This is a genomic window from Specibacter sp. AOP5-B1-6, assembly GCF_052376555.1.
GTDB lineage: Bacteria > Actinomycetota > Actinomycetes > Actinomycetales > Micrococcaceae > Specibacter.
Genome location: NZ_JBQSVT010000001.1, coordinates 109275 through 130408, shown reverse-complemented (window position 1 = coordinate 130408; position 21134 = coordinate 109275). Strand labels below are relative to the sequence as shown.

Annotated in this window: 20 protein-coding genes and 1 tRNA gene; 14 read left to right on the top strand and 7 right to left on the bottom strand. The window is 62.4% G+C overall.

Annotated elements, in window-relative coordinates; translation table 11 throughout:
- Positions 1-118: 118 nt before the first annotated feature.
- Positions 119-1339, bottom strand: a complete 1221-nt coding sequence (locus tag ACT3TS_RS00640) for a multidrug effflux MFS transporter (protein ID WP_444529553.1) — start codon at positions 1337-1339, stop codon at positions 119-121.
- Positions 1340-1655: 316 nt separating this feature from the next.
- Here ACT3TS_RS00640 and ACT3TS_RS00635 point away from each other — a divergent pair, with 316 nt between their 5' ends.
- From ACT3TS_RS00635 to ACT3TS_RS00610, 6 genes are all read left to right on the top strand, one after another.
- The gene (locus tag ACT3TS_RS00635; RefSeq protein ID WP_444529552.1) at positions 1656-2495 is read left to right on the top strand and encodes a phage holin family protein; all 840 of its coding nucleotides are present in this window, start codon (positions 1656-1658) and stop codon (positions 2493-2495) included.
- A gap of 90 nt (positions 2496-2585) precedes the next feature.
- Positions 2586-3197 (top strand): CDP-alcohol phosphatidyltransferase family protein, encoded by a 612-nt coding sequence (locus ACT3TS_RS00630; protein WP_444529551.1) that lies wholly within the window; start codon positions 2586-2588, stop codon positions 3195-3197.
- Complete coding sequence (locus ACT3TS_RS00625; protein ID WP_444529550.1) at positions 3194-4096, top strand: DMT family transporter; 903 nt, start codon at positions 3194-3196, stop codon at positions 4094-4096. Before ACT3TS_RS00630 ends, ACT3TS_RS00625 begins: the two co-directional genes overlap by 4 nt.
- Before the next feature lie 43 nt (positions 4097-4139).
- Entirely contained in the window at positions 4140-5345 is a 1206-nt protein-coding gene (locus tag ACT3TS_RS00620) for a glycosyltransferase (protein WP_444529549.1), read from the top strand.
- Between the two features lie 70 nt (positions 5346-5415).
- Positions 5416-5492: transfer RNA gene (locus ACT3TS_RS00615), tRNA-Ile, on the top strand.
- Positions 5493-5733: 241 nt separating this feature from the next.
- Complete coding sequence (locus ACT3TS_RS00610; RefSeq protein WP_444529637.1) at positions 5734-6930, top strand: acyl-CoA dehydrogenase family protein; 1197 nt, start codon at positions 5734-5736, stop codon at positions 6928-6930.
- Between the two features lie 98 nt (positions 6931-7028).
- On the opposite strand, the gene ACT3TS_RS00605 is transcribed toward ACT3TS_RS00610, so the two are convergent.
- A complete protein-coding gene (locus ACT3TS_RS00605) occupies positions 7029-7628 on the bottom strand; it encodes a M23 family metallopeptidase (RefSeq protein ID WP_444529548.1) in 600 nt (199 codons plus the stop codon).
- A 340-nt stretch (positions 7629-7968) separates the two neighbouring features.
- Here ACT3TS_RS00605 and rpsB point away from each other — a divergent pair, with 340 nt between their 5' ends.
- From rpsB to ACT3TS_RS00575, 6 genes are all read left to right on the top strand, one after another.
- Complete coding sequence (gene rpsB / locus ACT3TS_RS00600) at positions 7969-8889, top strand: 30S ribosomal protein S2 (protein ID WP_444529547.1); 921 nt, start codon at positions 7969-7971, stop codon at positions 8887-8889.
- 164 nt (positions 8890-9053) lie between these two features.
- Positions 9054-9881, top strand: a complete 828-nt coding sequence (gene tsf / locus ACT3TS_RS00595; RefSeq protein ID WP_444529546.1) for a translation elongation factor Ts — start codon at positions 9054-9056, stop codon at positions 9879-9881.
- Positions 9882-10097: 216 nt separating this feature from the next.
- The gene (pyrH, locus tag ACT3TS_RS00590; protein ID WP_444529545.1) at positions 10098-10859 is read left to right on the top strand and encodes a UMP kinase; all 762 of its coding nucleotides are present in this window, start codon (positions 10098-10100) and stop codon (positions 10857-10859) included.
- A gap of 128 nt (positions 10860-10987) precedes the next feature.
- Positions 10988-11545 carry a ribosome recycling factor gene (frr, locus tag ACT3TS_RS00585; RefSeq protein WP_444529544.1) on the top strand — a complete coding sequence of 186 codons (558 nt, stop codon included), beginning with the start codon at positions 10988-10990 and terminating at the stop codon, positions 11543-11545.
- Between the two features lie 1031 nt (positions 11546-12576).
- On the top strand, positions 12577-13467 hold the full coding sequence (locus tag ACT3TS_RS00580) for a phosphatidate cytidylyltransferase (protein ID WP_444529636.1): 891 nt from the start codon (positions 12577-12579) through the stop codon (positions 13465-13467).
- Between the two features lie 59 nt (positions 13468-13526).
- Positions 13527-14126: a DivIVA domain-containing protein gene (locus ACT3TS_RS00575; protein ID WP_444529635.1), complete on the top strand. Its 600-nt coding sequence runs from the start codon at positions 13527-13529 to the stop codon at positions 14124-14126.
- Positions 14127-14140: 14 nt separating this feature from the next.
- Here the strand turns inward: ACT3TS_RS00575 and ACT3TS_RS00570 are convergent, their stop codons facing one another.
- From ACT3TS_RS00570 to ACT3TS_RS00555, 4 genes are all read right to left on the bottom strand, one after another.
- The gene (locus ACT3TS_RS00570) at positions 14141-15643 is read right to left on the bottom strand and encodes a sodium/solute symporter (RefSeq protein ID WP_444529543.1); all 1503 of its coding nucleotides are present in this window, start codon (positions 15641-15643) and stop codon (positions 14141-14143) included.
- On the bottom strand, positions 15640-16032 hold the full coding sequence (locus ACT3TS_RS00565) for a hypothetical protein (RefSeq protein WP_444529542.1): 393 nt from the start codon (positions 16030-16032) through the stop codon (positions 15640-15642). The genes ACT3TS_RS00570 and ACT3TS_RS00565 overlap by 4 nt, the downstream gene beginning before the upstream one ends.
- Before the next feature lie 16 nt (positions 16033-16048).
- Positions 16049-16774, bottom strand: a complete 726-nt coding sequence (locus tag ACT3TS_RS00560; RefSeq protein WP_444529541.1) for a LytR/AlgR family response regulator transcription factor — start codon at positions 16772-16774, stop codon at positions 16049-16051.
- A 123-nt stretch (positions 16775-16897) separates the two neighbouring features.
- Entirely contained in the window at positions 16898-18118 is a 1221-nt protein-coding gene (locus ACT3TS_RS00555; RefSeq protein ID WP_444529634.1) for a sensor histidine kinase, read from the bottom strand.
- 174 nt (positions 18119-18292) lie between these two features.
- Between ACT3TS_RS00555 and ACT3TS_RS00550 the strand changes: the two genes are divergently transcribed.
- Both ACT3TS_RS00550 and ACT3TS_RS00545 read left to right on the top strand, forming a co-directional pair.
- Positions 18293-18661, top strand: coding sequence for a DUF485 domain-containing protein (locus ACT3TS_RS00550; RefSeq protein ID WP_444529633.1), 369 nt, complete (start codon positions 18293-18295; stop codon positions 18659-18661).
- A 39-nt stretch (positions 18662-18700) separates the two neighbouring features.
- On the top strand, positions 18701-20314 hold the full coding sequence (locus tag ACT3TS_RS00545; RefSeq protein WP_444529632.1) for a solute symporter family protein: 1614 nt from the start codon (positions 18701-18703) through the stop codon (positions 20312-20314).
- A 233-nt stretch (positions 20315-20547) separates the two neighbouring features.
- Here the strand turns inward: ACT3TS_RS00545 and ACT3TS_RS00540 are convergent, their stop codons facing one another.
- Positions 20548-21018 carry an Lrp/AsnC family transcriptional regulator gene (locus ACT3TS_RS00540; RefSeq protein WP_444529540.1) on the bottom strand — a complete coding sequence of 157 codons (471 nt, stop codon included), beginning with the start codon at positions 21016-21018 and terminating at the stop codon, positions 20548-20550.
- Between the last annotated feature and the right edge of the window lie 116 nt (positions 21019-21134).

The following is a 21134-nucleotide window of genomic DNA, read 5'->3' as shown; positions in this document are numbered from 1 at the left end:
CCGCTTCGGCGGGGATTGCGGCGTTTAATGCGAAGTGCCGGCTGCAGCAGGGCTCCAAGCAGCAGGGCTGCGAGCCGGGCTGCCACTCGTGCGGCCCAGCTGTTTCCAAAGTGGCAGGCTAGATCCGGGGGACTGTCCTGGGGCGGACGACGAGCCAGAGCGCCCCCATGGCCAGCAGGATCGAGCAACCCATGATCAGCGCCATGGGCGTCGCCGTTTTCACGCCGATGATGCCCACCACGGGCGTGATGAGACCGGCGAAGCCAAAGGTGGTCGCACCCAGGAGGGACGCGGCCGTTCCCGCCTGCCGGCCATTGCGGGCCAGGCCCAGCACCTGTACGGATGGGAACATGAATCCCGTGGCGCAGATAAAGAACCACAGCGGGATGATCACGCCCCACAAGCCAAAGCCCAGCTGGTCGAAAATGATCATCGCCGCGGCAGCGGCGACCTGTGCAACCGTGGCCCACGCAATGACCCACTGCGGGCCTGTGTGGCGCATGATGCGCGCCGCCAACTGGACTCCCGTCACCACACCCAGGGAGTTCACCGCGAACAAGTAGCCGTATTCCTGGGGTGTGAATCCGTAGGTGGTTTGAAACAGGAACGTGGACGCCGAGAGGTAGGTGAACAGTGCGGCAAAGTTCAGTCCTCCCACCAACAGCGTGCCGACAAAAATCCTGTCGCTGAAAACGGCCCGATACCTGTCGGCGACGCTCACGCCGTCGAACTTGCGCTTTTCAGGGGGCAGGGTCTCGACAATGAAGATAAAGGCGGCGACGACAACCAGCGCACCGTAGGCGGCGAGGAACCAGAAAATGCCGGGCCAGTCCATGATGCCCAACAGCTGGGAGCCGATCACCGGGGCCAGGATCGGGGCCATGCCGTTCACCAGCGCCATGCGCGAGAGCATCTTGACCAGCTGGTAGCCGCCAAAGAGGTCGCGGACCATGGCCATTGCCACCACGCCTCCGCCGGCGGCGCCGATGCCCTGCAGCACCCGGAATACGCCCAGCATGGTGATGTCCGTGGACATGGCTGCACCGACGGACGCGCCCACGTGCAGGGCGGTCGCCAGAATCAGCGGCATCCGGCGGCCGAATTTATCGCTGAAGGGACCAATCACCAGCTGCCCGGCCGCGAAGCCGATGGTGGTTGCGGTCAGGGTGAGCTGGACGGCGGTGGCACTGACGCCCAGTTCATGCCCAATGATGGGGAAGGCCGGCAGATACAGGTCGATGGTGAACGGCCCCAGGGCTGTCAACAGACCCAGTACCAAAACGTAGATCAGCTTTTGCCGACGGGACAGGGCATCGCCTGGGTGAGCGGTGGTGGTCAAGACAGGAATCCTCAAGAATGGTAGTGCGCGCGGGTGTGGGCCAGCCGCCGAAAAGGACTGCCCAATGGTTCATGCTATGTGTTTTTTCAGCACGGGAATGACGACGCCGTAACTTAGTTTCGCTGCCCCGGAACAACAACACCACCGGTTGCTTTACTATTCCGCAACAACGCCCCGGCAAGGCAGGGCCCGCTGAGGGCAGGATGGATGGTAATTTTGACATTACGGTAGTGCCGCCGCAAGGAGGCACTACAAAGATTTCGGGTTCGCGCGGGACTTACAGACTGCACGAACCCTAATTTTGGAGGCGGTCTCAGTGACAGACGGGCAAAAGGACGTGCATGTTGCGGCGGATGAACACCCCACGGCCCATGGATCGGTTCTGGTGGAAGCGGTAAAAACCGTTTCGCGCCTGGTACCGCGCCAGCTTAACGATGAAATTGCGTTGGCCAAGCTCGAATTCGAACACAAAAAATCGCGTGTGAGCGGCGTGGCAATCTTTGCCGCGCTGGCCCTGGTGTTTGTTGTACTGCTGGTCATCGCGCTGGTGGTGGCTGCCATTGCCGGACTGGGCACCATCCTGCCCCTGTGGCTCTCGGCACTTATTGTCAGCGCCGCGCTGCTCCTGCTCATGGGCATCAGCGGACTGGTCGGGTACCGGAAATTCAAGACCTTGCTGCCACTGCTGCCTGAGCACGCATGGCGGGGGATCCGCCATGATCTGGGCATCGCCAAGCAGGGCCGTGACTTTGATCCGGCCACCCTCGACCCGGAACCATTGACACACGAGGAAAAGAAGGAGCGCAAGGCCGAAGCCGAGGAAGCCAAGGCGAAGGCCGCCGCAGAGCGTGCCGCCAAGGAAGCCGAGCAGGGGCCCAAGGCCAACACCACGGAGCTCATCAAGCGCACCACGGCACGCCGCGAGCACCTGCTGGTGCTGCGCGAAGAACTCGTGGAGGAAGCCGACGTCAAGAAACAAGCCGCACATCTTATTGACACCGCCAAGCACAAGGCCAGGGAATCAGCGAACCAGGCAGCCGCCGGGGCAGCGGGCCAGGCAGTTGACACGGTCAAGGAACGCTGGAAGCCGTTGTCCGTGTTTGCCGTCTCGGCCACCGCATGCGTGCTGTTGCTGCGAAAGTTGATGAAGAAATAATTCCACCAAGCATCGTTGCCATGTTCTGCAAGAGCCCTGCTGCGGCGGCTGTTGCGGACCGCAGCATAAACACCAGGGGAGGTGACTGACATGTCCGGGCGTTCCAGCATCCACATGGAAAACTCCAACGCCATCGTCACCATCCCCAACGTCATCACGGTCGTCAGGTTCCTGGGCACCCCCTTGTTTGTGTGGCTTGTCCTGGCCCGACACGAATACGGCTGGGGTGTCTTCGTCCTGGCCATGATGGGCTGCACCGACTGGATTGACGGCTATGTTGCGCGCAAGCTCAACCAAACCTCCCAGCTGGGCAGGATCATGGACCCCCTGGCTGACAGGGTGGCTTTGGTGGCCGTCACCATCACCTTGGTGATGGCCAACATCCTGCCCCTGTGGCTGTTGCTGCTCCTGGTGATTCCCGACGTCGTCCTGCTGAGCGTCACGCTGTACTTCTTCCGCGGAGACGCCGACCTCAAGGTCACCCTGCTGGGCAAGACCCGCACGGCCGCGCTCATGATCGGCACGCCGATGCTGCTGTTGGCCAAGGCGCTTGAATCCGACTTTACGTTTACACTCGCCTGGATCTTCCTGGGTGCCGGGATGATCATGCACGTGATCGCCTTCAGCCAGTATTTTGTGGCGGTTCTGGCCAAACATCGCGAACTCCACCTCCCGAGCAATCCGACGCAGGGCCGCCCATGATGTGGATTGCCGTGGCGTGCGCCGTGGCAGGGGCATTTTTCCTTGCCTTTGGTGCACAACGCCAGGGCAGCGCCGTGCAAAACAACACCGGCGGCCTGGCCCTGGGCGGAGCCGGTTTCCTGCGCCTGCTGCGCAACCCGCGCTGGGTGTTGGGGCTGACGCTGCTGGGCGCCGGGACCGTGTTGAATGTTGTGGCACTGACGTTGGGCACCCTGACGGTGGTGCAGCCGATCGGCGCCATAGCACTGGTGATCACCACCGTTGTGAACTCCCGGGACCAGGGCATCAGGCTCAACCGGGCAACCGTCGTGTCCATCACCGCGTGCGTCGCCGGCAGTGCGTTGTTCGTGCTCATGGCGGTGAATGTGGTGCGTGAAAATACTCACGTCAGCTCCACCGAGGAGCTGACGGTGGTGTTGTTGCTGGTCATCGTCGTCACCATTTTTGGTGGGGCACTTGTCATGTTCAAGCGCCGCCTGAAAGCCTTCTTCTACATTCTTGGCTCTGGTGTCTTGTTTGGCTTCGTTGCCGTGTTGACACGCATCATCTCCAAGCAGATCTTTGATCCCAACGGCTTGTTTCTGCTCAACGTCCAGTGGTATTCGGTGATTGCCATTGCCGCTGCTGGCGGACTGGGCAGCTGGTTTGTGCAAAGCGCCTACGCCAGTGGGCCTCCCGATCTGGTGATCGCCGGGCTGACGGTGATTGATCCGATGGTGGGTGTCGCCATCGGCATCGTCATTTTGGGTGAGCTTCGCGACGATGTTCCCCCAGTGGTGGCAATTGCCATGGCCGGGGCCGCGATACTTGCTATCGTTGGGGTTATTGCGTTGTCCAGGCACCATCCGGATGTGGTTAAGCGGCGCAAAGCTGCAAAAAAGGAACAACGTAAGCAATGAGTCGGCCCGCGGGCTGTTCAACCAGCCACCAGGAGATTTTCCCGTGACATCCAGCCCGAGTGAAAGCGCCCAAAAACCGCTTACCATCTTGATCGCTGCCGACACCTATCCGCCGCATATCAATGGGGCAGCGCAGTTTTGTCTCCGGTTGGCCACGGGCATGACGGCCAGGGGTCAAAACGTGCACGTCATGGCGTGCCGTGAAGACGGCGGCCCCATGTTCACGGAACAGCGCGCCGAAGCAACTGTGCACCGCCTGCGGTCACGGCCGGTCCCGACCCACGAGTACTTCAGGATTTGCCTGCCGTGGGAGATCAAGAAGGACATTGCGGCGCTCTTCGACGTAATCAAGCCGGACGTGGTGCATGTGCAAAGCCACTACATGATTGGCGAACACGTCGTCTATGAGGCCGCCCGCCGCGGCATCCGGATCGTGGCAACCAACCATTTCATGCCAGCAAACCTCAACCCCTTCCTGCCGTTCCCGCAATGGTTCAAGAACATCGTGGCCCGGGTCTCCTGGCGCGACATGGGCAAGGTCATGAGCCGGGCAGACGTGGTCACAACACCCACGCCGCTCGCCGCCAAGGCCATGCATGAACACGCGTTCCTGCGCAAGGTTCTGCCGCTCTCCAACGGCATTGAGTCCGGCAACTACGAGCTTGCCTCAGGCGAAGCAGCGCCGCACAACCCGTACCCGACCGTTGCGTTTGTGGGGCGCCTTGCCGAGGAGAAGCACATTGACGTCTTGATTGACGCAATAGCAAAGACTCCGGCAGACCTCAATCTGCACCTCGTGGTGGTTGGCGGCGGTGAGGTGAAGAACGCCCTGAAAGCCCAGGCTGAGAAGCTCGGGCTGTCGTCCCGGGTGACGTTCACCGGGCTGATCAGCGATGAGGAGTTGCGCGAGGTTTACCTGAAGGCAGATTTGTTCGTTATGCCCGGCACGGCTGAGTTGCAGTCACTTGTGACGTTGGAAGCCATGAGTGCCTCCACCCCGGTGGTGCTGGCCGACGCCATGGCTCTGCCGCATTTGGTGGACCCCGGCGTCAACGGCCACTTGTTCAAACCGAACGACAGCGATGATCTGGCTGAAAAGATTACGTCCATCATGAGCTTGTCTCCTGAAGACCGCGAAGCAATGGGTGCCGCAAGCCACGCCATGGTCGCCCGCCATGGCTTGACGAAGACACTGGACACCTTTGAAGACATTTATCGTGGCGGCAGCTACGAGGATCACGCTGTTTAGGCGTTGACCCCTTAGGATTGTGGGAGTGCTTTTTCTTGAGCCGCAGTGCTCAAGGGAAGCCGCCTTGCATGGGGCCATAGCTCAGCTGGTTAGAGCGCGGGACTCATAATCCTAAGGTCCTCGGTTCAAGTCCGAGTGGCCCTACCATGCAAAATACCCCCGGAATCACGATGATTCCGGGGGTATTTTGCGTATACGGTGGTCGAACACTACGGGCCGCGGCGCCACGTGGGCTGCGGCCCCGGAGGCTGTGCTCAACGGTTTAAATGACCCCTCCAGGCTCCTGGAATGTTGCCTGCGACACGTGAATGCTGTATGTTACTCATCAGTAACATGTTTGGTTCTGGGCCGAACGGTTCACTGTTCACAGATGAGATCAAGCAAAGGAATGCCCGTGTCCAAGGCTGCAGTAGACCTGAATAACCTCCCTTACGCCGACGGCGACTTTTACGGATTTGAGCAGCTGCTCTCCGAGAAAGAGCGGGAACGCCTGCAGGAACTTCGCGACTTCCTGGCCAAGGAAGTCAAGCCGATTGCCACCGATTGCTGGAACCGCGGCGAATTCCCCATGGAGCTCATCCCCAAGCTGGCCGAACTGGACATCATGAGTCCGGTCCACCGCCAGGGCTACTCAAGCCTTTTCGCCGGCCTGAGCCACGCCGAATTCACGCGGGCAGACGCTTCCATTGCCACGTTCATGGGCGTGCACGACGGACTGTTCACCGGCTCCATTGAGGCACTGGCCTCCGAGGAGCAAAAGGCAGCCTGGCTGCCTGACATCTACGCCATGAAGAAGATTGGGGCCTTTGGCCTGACGGAACCGCTGGGTGGTTCGGACGTCGCCGGAGGCACCCGCACCACGGCTGTGCGCGACGGCGACAATTGGATTCTCAACGGCGCCAAACGCTGGATCGGCAACGCGACCTTCTCGGACTGGGTTGTCATCTACGCCCGCGATGTTGCCGACAACCAGGTCAAGGCCTTCATGGTTGACACGACCCTGCCCGGCTACGCTGCCACCAAGATCGAAAACAAGACCGCCCTGCGCGCCGTGCAGAATGCCGACATCACCCTTGAGAACGTCGTAGTCCCGCACGAGTGCAAACTGGCAGGCGGCAACAGCTTCCGTGACACCAACAAGGTCCTGAAAGTCACGCGTCTCGCCGTGGCCTGGCAGGCCGTGGGCCAGCAAATGGCTGCGTTCGACGTGGCCCGCCGCTACGCCGTGGAGCGCCAGCAGTTCGGCCGGCCCATCGCGTCCTTCCAGCTCGTGCAGGACCAGCTGGTGAAAATGCTGGGCAACACCGTGGCCTCCACCGGCATGATGGTGCGCCTGTCCCAACTCGAGGACCTGGGCCAGGCAAAGGACGAACAGTCAGCACTGGCAAAGGCCTTCACGACGGCACGCATGCGTGAGACAGTTGCCATGGGCCGGGGCCTCTTTGGCGGCAACGGCATCGTCACCGACTATGAGATGGCCAAGATCTTCGCCGATGCCGAAGCCATCTACTCCTACGAAGGCACCTACGAGATCAACACCCTCGTCACCGGGCGCGCCATCACGGGCATCTCCGCGATCGTGTAGTCCCGCACCACCCACAACCCACACCCTGCCGCCCGCAGGGCAGCCGCCAGCGCGGCTGCCCTGCGGGTTGCTTGGCTAACCGATCAGTGCGCCATTCATCAGCCGGTCAGGGGCAGCAGTATTGACGGGCGCAGGTCCAGGATGAATTGCAGGGGATTCAAATACTCGTCGCCGCGACGCACGCCCCAATGCAGGCAACTGCCAATGCCGGCACCGTCGCAATGACTCGGGCCCTCCACGATGCCAACGGTCTGGCCGCGTGTCACGGCATCGCCTGGCTTCAGGGTGGAGACGACAGGTTCAAAACTCAGCCGCAGGCCGTCCGCCACGGCGATTGTCAGCACCGCCCTGTTTACCACGACGCCGGAAAACGTCACCACGCCGTCCGTGGGGGCGAGCACGGCAACGCCCTGGGGCGCCGCCAGGTCGACGCCCCGGTGGCCGCTGAGCCATGGCTTGGCTGGCGGATCAAAGGCGTGCACCACTCGGGGTTTGCCTGCCAGGGGCCAGTCCCAGGCGAGTGAGGCTGGCAGGGGAGCGGCCGCCGTCGAACGGGCATCGGTAAAAGCTGCGGCCGCAGGGGAAGTTGCAGGGGCGGGCAGGAAGACCATGGCGGCCAAGAGGATGCACAGCAGATGAGCACTCCGGGGGCGGGATGCCGGGCCGGGGCTGTTGCGGGTGCGAAGCAGGGTCCTCATCCCTCCATCGTGCGCCTCGCGGGAGGCTCGGCAGCGGCCGCCGGGAAACTTGTGGACAAATGCCGTGGCGGACCGGGCTGTGGGGGACTGAAACTGGTCAGCCGGCAATGCTGCTCTGTAGTAACATTGACAGAGCAGTGTGCAGTTTGGGCACTGACTACGCGCACCCCACCCTGATGAGGTACCGAGATTCTTCTTGGATCCTGCTGATGGATTGTGCCCATACGGTCCGCCCCACGGCGGTTTATGGAATGCACGATGGGTGCCAGGAGCAATGGATTCGGCCCTGGCCGGAACCAACACGCTAAACAACCGTAAAATTATCAGAAGGAGCGTCGGCATGCCCGTCGTAACAATGCGCCAGCTGCTTGACAGCGGCGTCCACTTTGGACACCAGACCCGTCGTTGGAACCCGAAGATGAAGCGATTCATCCTCACGGAGCGCAACGGCATCTACATCATCGACCTGCAGCAGTCACTGTCTTTCATTGACCGCGCTTACGAGTTCGTGAAGGCCACCGTTGCACACGGCGGCACCGTACTCTTCGTCGGCACCAAGAAGCAGGCTCAGGAAGCAATCGCCGAGCAGGCTACCCGCGTGGGCCAGCCCTACGTGAACCAGCGCTGGTTGGGTGGCATGCTCACCAACTTCCAGACGGTTTCCAAGCGCATCTCGCGCATGAAGGAACTCGAAGAGATCGACTTCGACGACGTTGCCGGTTCGGGCCACACCAAGAAGGAACTCCTGCTCCTCAAGCGTGAACTGACCAAGCTGCAGACCAACCTCGGTGGTATCCGCAACCTGACCAAGGCACCGTCCGTGCTCTGGGTTGTTGACACCCCGAAGGAACACCTCGCCATCGACGAGGCGCACAAGCTGAACATCCCCGTTGTGGCCATCCTGGACTCCAACTGCAACCCGGACGAAGTTGATTTCCCGATTCCGGGCAACGACGACGCCATCCGCTCCGTTGCACTGTTGACCCGCGTGATCGCCGACGCCATTGCTGAAGGCTTGATCGCCCGCAACAACAAGGCAACCGGCAACGAAGAAGCACCGGCTGAGCCCTTGGCTGAGTGGGAGCGCGAACTCCTCGAAGGCGACAAGGCTGCTGCCCCGGCAGAAGCTGCTGCGGCTCCGGCCGAGGCACCCGCCGAAGCCGCTGTTGAAGCTCCGGTCGAGGCAGCTGCCGAGACCGCTGTTGAAGCACCCGCCGAAGCCGCTGTTGAAGCACCTGCCGAAGCTGCAACCGAGAAGTAAGAACTTTTCCTGGCAGCAACTGACCGGGGAGCAATCCCTGCAGGAAGCAGCCACGCATGGTACCAGATGCTGGCAGGATCGCACCGCCCACAAGGCAAAGCGGTCCTGCCAGAACTGGCCTACTACTGATTTACATACTCAAACATCTACACTGAGGGGTTCATATGGCGAACTACACCGCCGCTGATATTAAGGCTCTGCGCGAGCGCACAGGCGCTGGCATGATGGACGTCAAGAAGGCTCTCGACGAAGCCAACGGCGACGCCGACAAGGCCATGGAGCTCATCCGCATCAAGGGCCTGAAGGGCGCCACCAAGCGCGAAGGCCGCTCAACCGCTGAAGGCCTCGTTGCCGCAGCCGTTGACAACGGTGTTGGCGTCATGGTTGAGGTCGCTTGCGAGACTGACTTCGTTGCCAAGGCTGCTCCCTTCATCGAGTTCTCCAACAAGGTGCTGGCCACGGCCATCTCCTCCGGTGCAGCCGATGTCGAGAGCCTCCTGGCTGTCGACGTTGACGGCAAGCCGATGTCAGAGGTTGTCATCGAAGCCGGCGCACTGCTGGGCGAAAAGATTGCCATCCGCCGCCTGGCCCGCGTTGAAGGTGCCACGGTTGACTCGTACCTGCACAAGACGTCCAAGGACCTCCCCGCGCAGGTTGGCGTGCTCTTCGCCATCGACGGTGACAACCAGGAAATTGCGCACGACGTAGCCGTGCACATCGCTGCCATGTCACCGACGTTCCTGACCCGCGACGAGGTTGCTGCCGACGTCGTCGAAAGCGAACGCCGCATTGCCACCGAAACCGCGCAGGCCGAGGGCAAGCCCGAAGCAGCCATGACAAAGATTGTTGAAGGCCGCCTGACCGGCTTCTTCAAGGAGATCGTCCTGGTTGACCAGTCCTTCGCCAAGGACGCCAAGAAGAGCGTTGCCGCTGTTCTGGCCGAAGCGGGCGTCAAGCCTGTTGCCTTCGCACGTTTCCGCGTCGGAGCGTAATTCACTTTAGTGAACTAGCCGGATGTGACGAAGAAAGGGGTGACCGCGAACTGCGGTTGCCCCTTCTTTGCATCCAACGTCGGATAAGATTCTAGACGCAGCCCTTCACCATGCCCCGCGCGAGATGAAGGCAGCACCCCGAACCACTGCACGCAAACAACTGACGCGCCACAATCCAAGCGCCACCAGCCAACGCCGGCACCTACGGAAGGCACCATGACCACGAATATTTCGCAGACCGCGCCCAGCACCGCCGCACCAGCAGCAGGAACAGACAAACGCCGTCGAGTCCTGCTGAAGCTCTCCGGCGAAGTTTTCGGCGCCGGCAAGCTCGGTGTCGACATGGACACCATCCGGGACATTGCCAAGCAGATCGCCAGCACCGTCGACACCGTCGAGGTCGCCATCGTCGTGGGCGGGGGCAACTTCTTCCGCGGTGCCCAGCTGTCCCAGGCCGGCATGGACCGCTCCCGGGCCGACTACATGGGCATGCTGGGCACGGTCATGAACTGCCTGGCCTTGCAGGACTTCCTGGAACAGGCAGGAGTCGACACCCGGGTGCAAAGCGCCATCACCATGGGCCAGGTCGCCGAGGCGTACATTCCGCGGCGCGCCATCCGCCACATGGAAAAGAGCCGGGTTGTCATCTTTGGCGCCGGTGCCGGACTGCCGTATTTTTCCACTGACACCGTCGCAGCCCAGCGTGCGCTGGAAGTTCATGCCGACGTCGTGCTGATGGCCAAGAACGGCGTGGACGGGGTTTACACGGCAGACCCCAAGAAGGATCCGACAGCCGTCAAGCTTGACCACTTGAGCTACGACGAGGCGATGGCCCGCGACATCCGGGTCATGGACCAGACGGCATTTGCCCTCTGCCGGGACAACAATGTTTCCATGCTCGTCTTCGGCATGGAAGGCGAAGGCAACGTGGCCCGCGCCATTCTGGGTGAGGAACTTGGCACCATGGTCACCCCGTAGTCACGGGGATGGGCCGTCGTGACTGTGGCTGGCCCCGGCCGCCACGCAGGTCACGGTAGGATGGATTCAGATTTGCCGCGGGTTCCGTCGCGGAACAGTTGTGTAGTCATTTATTGAGGGAGAGACGCGTGATCGAAGAAACTTTGCTCGAGGCCGAGGAAAAGATGGATAAAGCCATCGAAGTTGCCAAAGAAGAGTTCTCAGCGGTCCGCACAGGCCGTGCCAACCCCGCCATGTTCCACAAGGTCATGGTGGACTACTACGGTTCACCGACGCCGCTGCAGCAGCTGGCCGCGTTTGCCGTGCCGGAAGCCCGCACGCTGCTCATTACGCCCTTCGACAAGACCTCGATGCACGAAATCGAACGGGCCCTGAGTTCCTCCGAGGTCGGTGCCAATCCCTCCAACGACGGCAACGTCATCCGCATCATGATGCCGGAACTGACGCAGGAACGCCGCAAGGAATACGTCAAGATCGTCCGCACCAAGGGTGAAGACGCCAAGATTTCCGTGCGAAACATCCGCCGCAAGGCCAAGGAGCAGCTGGACAAGCTGGTCAAGGACGGGGACGCCGGTGAAGACGACGGCGCCCGTGCCGAGAAGGAATTGGACACGCTGACCAAGTCGCACACCGAGAATATCGATGAGCTGCTCAAACGCAAGGAAGCCGAGCTTCTCGAGGTCTAATGTCCGACCCCAAGAATGCGCCGGCCGGTTCCGCAAAGGAGCCGGCCGCGGCAAATCCAGAGGCCGGTCTCATGCCGGCACCGGCCGATTATCAATTTTCGAGCCGGAAAGCCCGCCGCCATGCTGAGCTGACGGGCATGATTCCCATCGTTGTGCCCAAAACCCAGCCCGCTGAGGAGCAGCCACAGCGGTCTTCCGCCGGGAAGGACGACGGCGACACCGGCCCAGGCGGGTCCGGTCCCGACGGATCCAGCCCTGACAGGACGGCCGGCCCAGCGACGGAGCCCGGGGCGAAAGCTGACGACGGCAAGCAGAAGCCGGACGATGCAGCGGCACCTGCCAAAGTTGCGGCGAACACCGGAAAGGCTGACGCCGACGAGAAGCGCGACGCTGCAGCGGCACCCGCCAAAGTTGCGACGAACACCGGAAAGACCGACGCCGACGAGAAGCGCGACGCTGCAGCCGCACCTGCCAAGGTTGAAGCGAACGACGCGGTGTCCGGACAGGCTGCCACGGCGCCTGCTGTCGCACGAAGTGAGAAGGCTGGGCGGAAGCCGCGGAAGAAACGCGCCAACGGCTCCGCTCCCTTGACGACCGATGCTGCAGTGGCCGGGCCCAAGGACAGCTCCTCAAAATCTGCGGTGAACGCTGACCGCATCAAGGCTGCCGGCGCTGGCGCTGATGCGGGACCCGCTTCCGCAAATTCCGGCGCTGACGCGGGACCCGGTTCCGCAAAGTCTGGCGCTGTTGCTGCCGCGACAGAGACAGCATCGCCCAAGGCTGCGGGGACGAAGGAATCCTCAGCCAGGTCGGGGTCCAAAACCGCTGCAAGCAAGCTCAAACCGGCGGACGAAACCGGAAACAAGCTCAAACCGGCAGGCGAAACTGCAACCAAGGCGCAACCGGCCGTGGCAGCGGAGGCTGAGTCCGACGTCGAACTTTCTGAGCAGGCATCAGCTCCGCGCCCGGTTTCAGCAGCTCAGGTCACCGGCATTCCCGTGATTCCTGTGCCGCAGGTCCCCATCGCGGCCATGCCCGCGGCTGCCACCATAGTCAAGGCGCCACGAACCCCGAAAGCCGGCCGCGACCTGCCGGCGGCCATTAGTGTCGGTCTGGCACTGCTCGTGCTCGTCCTTGGATCGCTGTTGTTCTACCCGGCGGCTTTCGTCGCCGTCGCCACAGTCTTTGCGTGTGTCGGTGTCTGGGAAGTCAATCGCGCCATTGCCGGCAAGGGCATCAGCGTGCCGTTCACTCCCGTCATGGTGGGTGCGTTGGCCATGCCCGCGTCCGCCTATTTTGCCGGTGCCGAGGGGCTCCTTTTCGCTCTTGTCGCCAGCACCGGTGCCACGGTCCTGTGGCGCTCCCTTGACCCTGAGCCGGGCGCTGCCAAGAGCATCCTGGCAGGAGTGTTTTCACTCATGTGGATTCCGTTCCTGCTGAGTTTTGTGTTCTTGATGCTGCGGGGGGAGCAGGGCCCCACCGCCGGGATGACGTTGGATCTCAACGACATCAACCCGGGCGTGGTGCAGGTGGTCATTATGCTGCTCTTGGTGGTCGCCAACGACACCTTCGGGTATCTGGTCGGAGCGCTCTTCGGCAAACATCCGATGGCGCCAAAAATCAGCCCCAAGAAATCCTGGGAGGGGTTTGCCGGTTCGCTGGCAGGGGCAACGCTGGTGGCCATTCCAGCCACAGTTTTCCTGCTTGACCAGCATTGGTGGGTGGGCTTTGCCCTGGCCATTGGTATGGTCTTTGCAGGCACAGGCGGCGACTTTGCTGAGTCCATGGTCAAGCGGGAGCTTGGCGTCAAGGACATGAGCAACTTGTTGCCGGGCCACGGCGGAGTTATGGACAGGCTGGATTCAATCCTGTTCGCGGCACCCGTGGCATATGCCATCTTTACCCTGTTAGGCCGGTTCTAAAGCGCCACACCCGGTGCCCGGCAAGTTGCCAGCCATAGAGAAAAGTTCAAGGAATGACTGTGACAGTGGATAAGACGCCCCGGACCAACACCAAATTCAAGGTGGTGGGTCCCAAGCAAATTGGCTATAACGTCAAGCAGGTCGACGTGTTCCTTGAACGTGCCCGGGCCTACTTCCTGAACACAGACACCGATGACAAAGCCATCACCAGCTTTGACGTGCGCACCGCCGCCTTTGACCCGGCCCGCGGCGGGTACAACGCCCAGGCCGTCGACGCCGCCATGGACCGGATCGAGGATGAGTTTGTCCTGCGCGAAAAGGAATTGCTGATCGTCGCCGAGGGTGAAAAAGCGTGGATGATGAAGATCGGCAAGACGGCGTCTCTGCTGCGTGCCCGCCTCCACCGCCCCGACGGGGAACGGTTCAGGCGCCCCTCCCGCAAAAGCACCCAAAGCTACAACGTCAACGACGTCGACGTGCTGTGCCGCGAACTGCTCGTCTACATTGAAGACAACGGTGAGCTCAGCGTCGACGTGGTCCGTCGGGCAGTGTTCGCCCCTGAAAAGGGTCCGGACGGGTACGAGGAAAGCCAAGTGGACGCGTTCCTTGACCGCGTGGTTGAGCTGATGGCTTCGATCGACCCGCTGCCCTCAAAGTAGGCGACAAGCCCCGGTCAGCCGGTCTGTGACCTGGGATCCTCCAGGGCCAGGGGGCGCTCAGGCACATGCAGCCTGGTCATGAACCGGGAGAGCGTTGAGCTGCGGCGGTGCCGGGTGGCCTTGGAAACCACGGTCGTGACCAGGAAGGCCGCCGGGACCGTCCACGCCGCCGGCTGCGTCAGCAGATCGCGCCACGGCGAGCCGGCCGCTGTCTGGGCGCCCACCAACATCGCGGTTCCGCATAGGACTCCGCCTGTCAGCATGCCTGCAACGGCTCCGGCGTCGGTCAGTCCGCGCCACCAAATGCCCAGCAGCAGCAGGGGACAGATCGTGGATGCCGTGAAGGCAAAGACCAGGCCCACGCTGCCGGCCAGCCCCAGCGAGTCGGTCACCATCGCAACACCAAAAGGCACGACGCCGGCGAAAACGGCGGCGATCCGGAACCCCCGCACAGTGCCGCCCAATACGTCCTGGCTGATGACTCCTGCCAGTGAGACGACCAGGCCCGAGGTGGTGGACAGGAAGGCGGCAAAAGCTCCAGCCACCACCAGGGCAGACAGAAGATCCCCGCCCAAACCCCCAATCAACTTCCCCGGAAGCAGCAGCACCGTCGCATCCGGGTAGCCGTTGGCCGCCAACTCCGGCAAAAAGGCCCTGCCCAGCACCCCGTAAATGGTGGGGAAAAGGTAAAAAATGGAGAGCAGCCCCAAAACTATCAGCGTCGTGCGGCGGGCGGCAGCGCCGTCGGGGTTGGTATAAAAGCGCACCAGGACGTGGGGGAGGCCCAAGGTGCCAAACAGGAGGGCCACCATGAGGGACAGCGTGCGATACGTGGAGTCTCCCGCGAGCGGTTCGGCGGACGGAAACAGCTCCGTGCCGACGGGAAGTGCCGGCCCGGAGCCGGTGGTGCCCGTGACCAGGAGCAGGATGAAGATGGCCGGCACGGCGAGTGCTGTGAGCTTGAGCCAGTATTGGAAGGCCTGGACGAAGGTGATGGAGCGCATTCCGCCGGTGACAACCGTGAGGCAGACGACGATAACAACGGAGCCCGCGCCAACCCAGGATGGCAGCCCCGTGGTGGTGCGGATCGTCAGCCCGGCGCCGTGCAGTTGCGGCACTATATAAAACCAGCCCACCACGACCACCAGCAGGCTCGTGACATAGCGGGCAGTGGTTGATTCCAGCCTGGCCTCGGCAAAATCGGGGATGGTGTAGGCGCCGGAACGGCGCAGGGGAGCGGCCACGAAGAACAACAACATCAGATATCCGGCCGTGTAACCGATGGGGAACCAGAGGGCGTCGAGCCCGGAGATGACGATGAGCCCGGCAATGCCAAGAAAGCTTGCTGCCGAAAGGTATTCCCCGCCAATGGCCGAGGCATTCCACCACGGCCGGACAGTGCGTGAGGCGACATAGAAATCGCTCGTTGTCCGGGAGATCCGCAATCCATAAAACCCGATCACGGTGGTGGCAACGGACACAAGAATGAGGGCCGTGTAGCCAATGGCCGGATTCATTTCTCATCCACCAGATCGCGGTACTGATTTTCATTTTTTGTTGCCGCCCGCACATAGAGCCAGGCGCAGGCACCAATGATGGGGTAGATGCCAACACCGAGCAGAAGCCAGGGGGCGGGAATGCCGAGGATCAGCCAGTCCGAAAAGAAGGGCACCCACCGCACGAGCGCCCAGCACAACAGCAGGGCAGCAGTGAAACCGGCCGTCACCACCAAGGCCAGCCGCAGCTGGGAGCGGATCAAGGAACGCACCATCACTTCGCCGACGGCTGTTTGCTCGGCAACTTCCTGCGACACGCTCGTGCCGGGCGGGATGTGGCTGGCCTGCGTGCGCGGGGCGGCAACCCTGACCCGGCCCGCTGCCGGCGGGCGGCTGGGACCGATCGTCATTGGGCGTGTCCTGGCATCATGAGCTGGGACGCACCCTTGTGGCCTGCAAATGCTCGCGCAGCACGGGCACATGCCTGCGGCTGACGGGCAGGACGGCGCTGCCCACCGACACTGTCGGCTTGGCAGCGCTGAGCTTCCAGGCACTGACAAAGTGTAGGCACACCAGATATGAGCGGTGAATGCGGATGAAACCCGACTCGGCCCACTGCTGTTCCAAATCAGCCAGGGGCACCCGGATCAGGTAGCTGGCCTCGGCAGTGTGCAGCCTGGCGTAATCGCCCTGGGCCTGCACGAACTTCACCTCGTCAAGACGGATGAGCTTGCTGACCCCGCCCTGGTCGACGGTGATCATCTCCACCTCATCGTCGACAGCAGGGTGTGCCACCAGTTCAACGACCCGGTCGATCGTGCGGGTGAGCCGCTCGGTGCGAAGGGGTTTCAAGAGGTAGTCGACGGCGGCCAGTTCAAACGCTTCAAGCGCCCTGTCGTCGTCGGCTGTCACGAAGACGACCACTGGCGGGTTGCTTGCACTGCCAATGACCTTGGCGAGTTCCAACCCCGACAGGCCCGGCATGTGGATGTCCAGAAACACTGCGTCAACGGTGTTCACGCTGAGCAGTTCGAGGGCTTGTGCGCCGCTGATGGCCCGGTGGATGGTGCCGACGCGCGGGTCCCTGCCGAGCAGGAAGGCGAGCTCTTCGACGGCGGGCAGCTCGTCGTCGGCCACAAGGACATTAATCATGTGGCTAAGCCTAACGGCCGAGGGGCCCCAAACGAGCGTAGCGAGGGGTGGGAGCGGGTGGGGAGCAGCGCGTTTAGGGGAGGCTGTTAGGCGGTAACGGGGCCAAGTACCGCAGCGCCCGCATCAAGCGTCGTGGCCGGGTTGGTTCTTCGGCACTGTCATGGTGATGAGCATGCCGTGACCCACGCCCGTGTCGACGGTGAGCCCGTGGTCGTCTCCGTAGACCTGCCGCAGGCGGGCGTCAACATTGCGCAGGCCAACATGCGTGCCGTCATGCTGGCCGGCCAAGACCAACCGCAGCTGCTCCGGGTCCATCCCCACGCCGTCGTCCTCTATTGTCACCTCCGTGTAAGCGCCCAAATCCCTGGCACAAATCTGCACCAGCCCGCTGCCAACTTTCGCCTCGAGACCGTGACGGACGGCATTTTCAACCAGCGGCTGCAGACTCAGGAACGGTATCACCGTGCTGAGGACTTCGGGGGCAATTTGCAGGCTGACCTGCAGGCGGTCGCCAAATCGGGCATTCTCCAGCAACAGGTACCTGTCGATGCAGCGCAGCTCCTCGGCGAGCGTGGTGAAATCCCCATGCCGGCGGAAGGAGTATCGGGTGAAATCGGCAAACTCAACCACCAGGTCCCGGGCCCGCTGCGGGTCGGTGTTGATGAACGAGGCAATGGCGTTGAGCGAGTTGTAAATGAAATGCGGGCTGATCTGCGCGCGCAGGGCCCGCACCTCGGCTTCAGCCAGCAAGCTCCTGGACGAGCCAAGCTCGGCGAGCTCGAGCTGGGCCGACACCCAGCCGGCCACCTCATTCGTTGCCCGGACCAGGCCGGCGGAGGGCGCCTTCGACAGGATGATCACTGTGCCCACGGCCCTGGACTCCACCTTCAGGGGACAGATGACGGCGGCCTTCAGCTCACCGCCGTGCAACGGGAGCCCCAGCGCCTCGCGCAGTGGCCGGTCCAGCGTGGCCACCTGGGTGCGGCCGTTGCTGAGTGCCTTGGCCGCCAGATTCATGACGACGTCGGAATCGGGCTGCTTGGCAGCGGCCCCTGCCCCGTCCCAGGCCAGCAGACGGGAGTCGTCGGTCATGGCGATCGCCGCACAGTTGAGCAGCGCCCGCAGCTGCTTGCTTGCCTTCAACGCCCCGGCAGGTTCCAAGCCGTTGCGCAGCTGTTCGCCTGCGGCCGCCGCCGAATGCAGCGCCGCAAACGTTGCGTGTTCGGCGTCGGTGCCCAACTCCCGGTACGACCGCGAAAGCCGGAATCCAACGGCGGCCACAATGGCGACGGCGGCAGTGACGGCTGCGATGGCGGTGATGAGCAGGAGCGTGGAATCGCTCAGCACGGGAGAGGACATGGTGTAAAGACTAGCGGGAGATCGGCTGGGCCGGATTCCGGGGGAATCTGCCGTTCAGCGCAGCGTCAATGCCGTTCACCGCGGCACCGGCCGAACAGGTCGAAATGGTGAGCCGCAACACTTCATAGTGAAAGGGATCACATCACCCAAGGAGGAATGATGGGTAATTCTGCCCACGCAAGCAATGAAGGTCCGGTGGACTTTGCAGCGGAACAGAGCTCGGTAGAGTTTCAGGAGCTCCGCAAGTCACACAGGAATTTTGTTTTCCCCGTCGCCATCGGATTTTTGGTCTGGTATTTTGCCTACGTCCTGCTGGCCGCTTACGCCCACGACTTCATGTCAATCAAGGTCTGGGGCAACATGAACATTGGCCTGATCATGGGCCTGCTCCAGTTCGTCACAACTTTTGGCATCACCACCTGGTATGTCACCTACGCCAACCGGAAGCTCGATCCCCAGGCTGCCGTCATTCGCACGCGCCTGGAAAGCCAGATCGCTGCTGCCGACCAGACCAAGGAAGAGGTTTAGCCCGTGAGCCTGTTCGCCATTCTCCCCACTGTTGCCCCGTTGGCAACGCTCGCTGAGCAGACCAAGGAAAAATCCTGGATCAACATCTTGATCTTCGTTGGCTTCGTTGCGATCACCATGATCGTGGTGTTCCGGGCCAGCCGCAACAACAAAACGGCTGCTGACTACTACGCGGCCGGCCGGTCCTTCTCCGGCGGCCAAAACGGAACAGCCATTGCCGGCGATTATCTTTCGGCGGCGTCCTTCCTTGGCATCACCGGTGCCATTGCGGTCAACGGCTACGACGGCTTCCTCTACTCCATCGGCTTCCTCGTGGCCTGGCTGGTTGCGCTGTTGCTCGTTGCCGAGCTGCTGCGCAACACCGGCAAGTTCACCATGGCCGATGTGCTCTCCTTCCGCCTCAAGCAGCGTCCCGTGCGCATCGCAGCAGCCACCACCACACTTGTTGTCTGCTTCTTCTACCTGCTCGCGCAGATGGCCGGTGCCGGTGGACTGGTGTCACTGCTCCTGGGCTTCGACAACTCCAACAAGGTTGGCCAGAACATTGTCATCGCCGTCGTTGGCGTGCTGATGATCGTGTACGTACTGATCGGCGGCATGAAGGGCACCACCTGGGTGCAGATCATCAAGGCGTTCCTGCTCATCATTGGTGCAGCGATCATGACGATCATTGTGCTGGCCATGCACGGTTTCAATCTCTCAACCTTGATGGACGCCGCGGTGCAAACCTCCATTAACGAGGGCGGTGTGGGCGAGGCCCTGCTGAACCCGGGCGCTGCATACGGCAAGGCTCCGCTGGACTTTGTTTCACTGGCGTTGGCGCTGGTGCTGGGAACGGCCGCTCTGCCGCACGTGTTGATGCGCTTCTACACGGTCCCGACTGCCAAGGAAGCCCGCAAGTCCGTGGTTTGGGCCATCTGGCTCATCGGCGGCTTCTACGTCTTCACACTCGTCCTTGGCTACGGTGCAGGCGCCTTGATCGGCAAGGAGGCCATCCTGGCTGCTCCCGGCGGCGTCAACGCGGCCGCCCCGCTGCTGGCCTTCGTGGTTGGCGGGCCGATTCTGCTGGGCTTCATCTCAGCCGTCGCCTTTGCCACCATCCTTGCGGTTGTGGCCGGCCTGACCATCACGGCGGCAGCGTCCTTTGCCCACGACATCTACTCCAACGTAATCGTCAAGGGCGAGCCCAAGCCGGAGATGGAAGTCAAGGTTGCCCGGCGCACGGTCATCGTGATCGGCGTCGTCGCCATCGGCGGCGGCATCCTGGCCAACGGCCAGAACATCGCCTTCCTGGTTGCGTTGGCGTTTGCCATCGCCGCCTCGGCAAACCTGCCCACGATCATCTACTCGCTGTTCTGGAAGAAGTTCACCACCCAGGGCGCACTGTGGAGCATGTACGGCGGACTGGCCGCAGCCATCATCTTGATCGCATTCTCGCCGGTCGTCTCCGGCAACGAGAAGGCCATGATCCCGGGAGCCGACTTCTCCTGGTTCCCGCTGGCCAACCCCGGCATCATCTCCATCCCGCTGGCGTTCTTCCTCGGCTGGTTGGGCACCGTGCTGGACAAGAACACGGAGGATCCGCGCATCCAGGCCGAGATGGAAGTTCGCTCCCTGACCGGTGTGGGCGCCGAGAAGGCGGTGGATCACTAAGCCCCAACTGCTCCCCAAGGGGATCCGCTAACGCGTTTCCCCTTGGGCCCCTCGCAGTTGTGGTCCCACCCGCTGGCGGCAGCACCGCCCCGTCCGAAGGCCCCGTTCACCGTCAATTACGACGGCGGACGGGGCCTTTCGCCTGCCACGCCACAAACGCGGCGCTCGAGACACACCCGCCCGCCCAGCCAGGGCCCGCCCGCTCAGCCGGCCTCGGCCCAGCCGGCCCGGCGTCAGCGCTCCAGTACGCGCTTGAGCAAAGGAGACATGCGGAAGGGCACGAGCTCGTTCATGGACAGCGAGGTTTCCGTGCGTTCAACCCCGTCGCACGCCAGAATCTTGCCGTTGATGCGGAACAAGTCCTCGGCGCCTGTGGAGACGACCTTGACCAGCAGGTCGGCCCTGCCACTAAGCCCGTGGGCCTCTACCACCTCGGGGATGGCGGCCAGCGCCGTGGCCAGTTCGGCAATCTTTCGCTGCTCCACATGCACGGAAATGAACGCCGTCAAGGGGTAGCCCAGCGGCGCCGGGCTGATCCTGTGGTCGAAGGGCAGGAACGCGTGGCGCTTCTCCAGCGCCGCCATTCTGGCCTGGACGGTGTTGCGGGACAAGCCGAGGCGCTCGGCCATGGCAACCACCGTTTGCCGGGGGTCCTTGACCAGGGCCAGGAGGATGCGTGCGTCTGTTCCGTCCAAAGTTGACATACTGCGCAGACTAGCACGCCCTGATCGGGGCAAATCGTGCATACTGCTCAACTTTAAATCGAGTCATTGCGCCGGATGCTGTACGTGAGTATGGTCACACTCATAGGAAGCATCCT

Excerpts from the sequence above, each read along its gene's own strand:
- ACT3TS_RS00605 (WP_444529548.1), bottom strand. The coding sequence starts at position 7,628 with ATGAGGACCCTGCTTCGCACCCGCAACAGCCCCGGCCCGGCATCCCGC.
- ACT3TS_RS00550 (WP_444529633.1), top strand. The coding sequence starts at position 18,293 with ATGGGTAATTCTGCCCACGCAAGCAATGAAGGTCCGGTGGACTTTGCA.
- ACT3TS_RS00565 (WP_444529542.1), bottom strand. The coding sequence starts at position 16,032 with ATGACGATCGGTCCCAGCCGCCCGCCGGCAGCGGGCCGGGTCAGGGTT.
- ACT3TS_RS00570 (WP_444529543.1), bottom strand. The coding sequence starts at position 15,643 with ATGAATCCGGCCATTGGCTACACGGCCCTCATTCTTGTGTCCGTTGCC.
- ACT3TS_RS00610 (WP_444529637.1), top strand. The coding sequence starts at position 5,734 with ATGCCCGTGTCCAAGGCTGCAGTAGACCTGAATAACCTCCCTTACGCC.
- ACT3TS_RS00580 (WP_444529636.1), top strand. The coding sequence starts at position 12,577 with ATGCCCGCGGCTGCCACCATAGTCAAGGCGCCACGAACCCCGAAAGCC.
- ACT3TS_RS00540 (WP_444529540.1), bottom strand. The coding sequence starts at position 21,018 with ATGTCAACTTTGGACGGAACAGACGCACGCATCCTCCTGGCCCTGGTC.
- tsf (WP_444529546.1), top strand. The coding sequence starts at position 9,054 with ATGGCGAACTACACCGCCGCTGATATTAAGGCTCTGCGCGAGCGCACA.
- ACT3TS_RS00630 (WP_444529551.1), top strand. The coding sequence starts at position 2,586 with ATGTCCGGGCGTTCCAGCATCCACATGGAAAACTCCAACGCCATCGTC.
- pyrH (WP_444529545.1), top strand. The coding sequence starts at position 10,098 with ATGACCACGAATATTTCGCAGACCGCGCCCAGCACCGCCGCACCAGCA.
- ACT3TS_RS00560 (WP_444529541.1), bottom strand. The coding sequence starts at position 16,774 with ATGATTAATGTCCTTGTGGCCGACGACGAGCTGCCCGCCGTCGAAGAG.
- rpsB (WP_444529547.1), top strand. The coding sequence starts at position 7,969 with ATGCCCGTCGTAACAATGCGCCAGCTGCTTGACAGCGGCGTCCACTTT.
- ACT3TS_RS00625 (WP_444529550.1), top strand. The coding sequence starts at position 3,194 with ATGATGTGGATTGCCGTGGCGTGCGCCGTGGCAGGGGCATTTTTCCTT.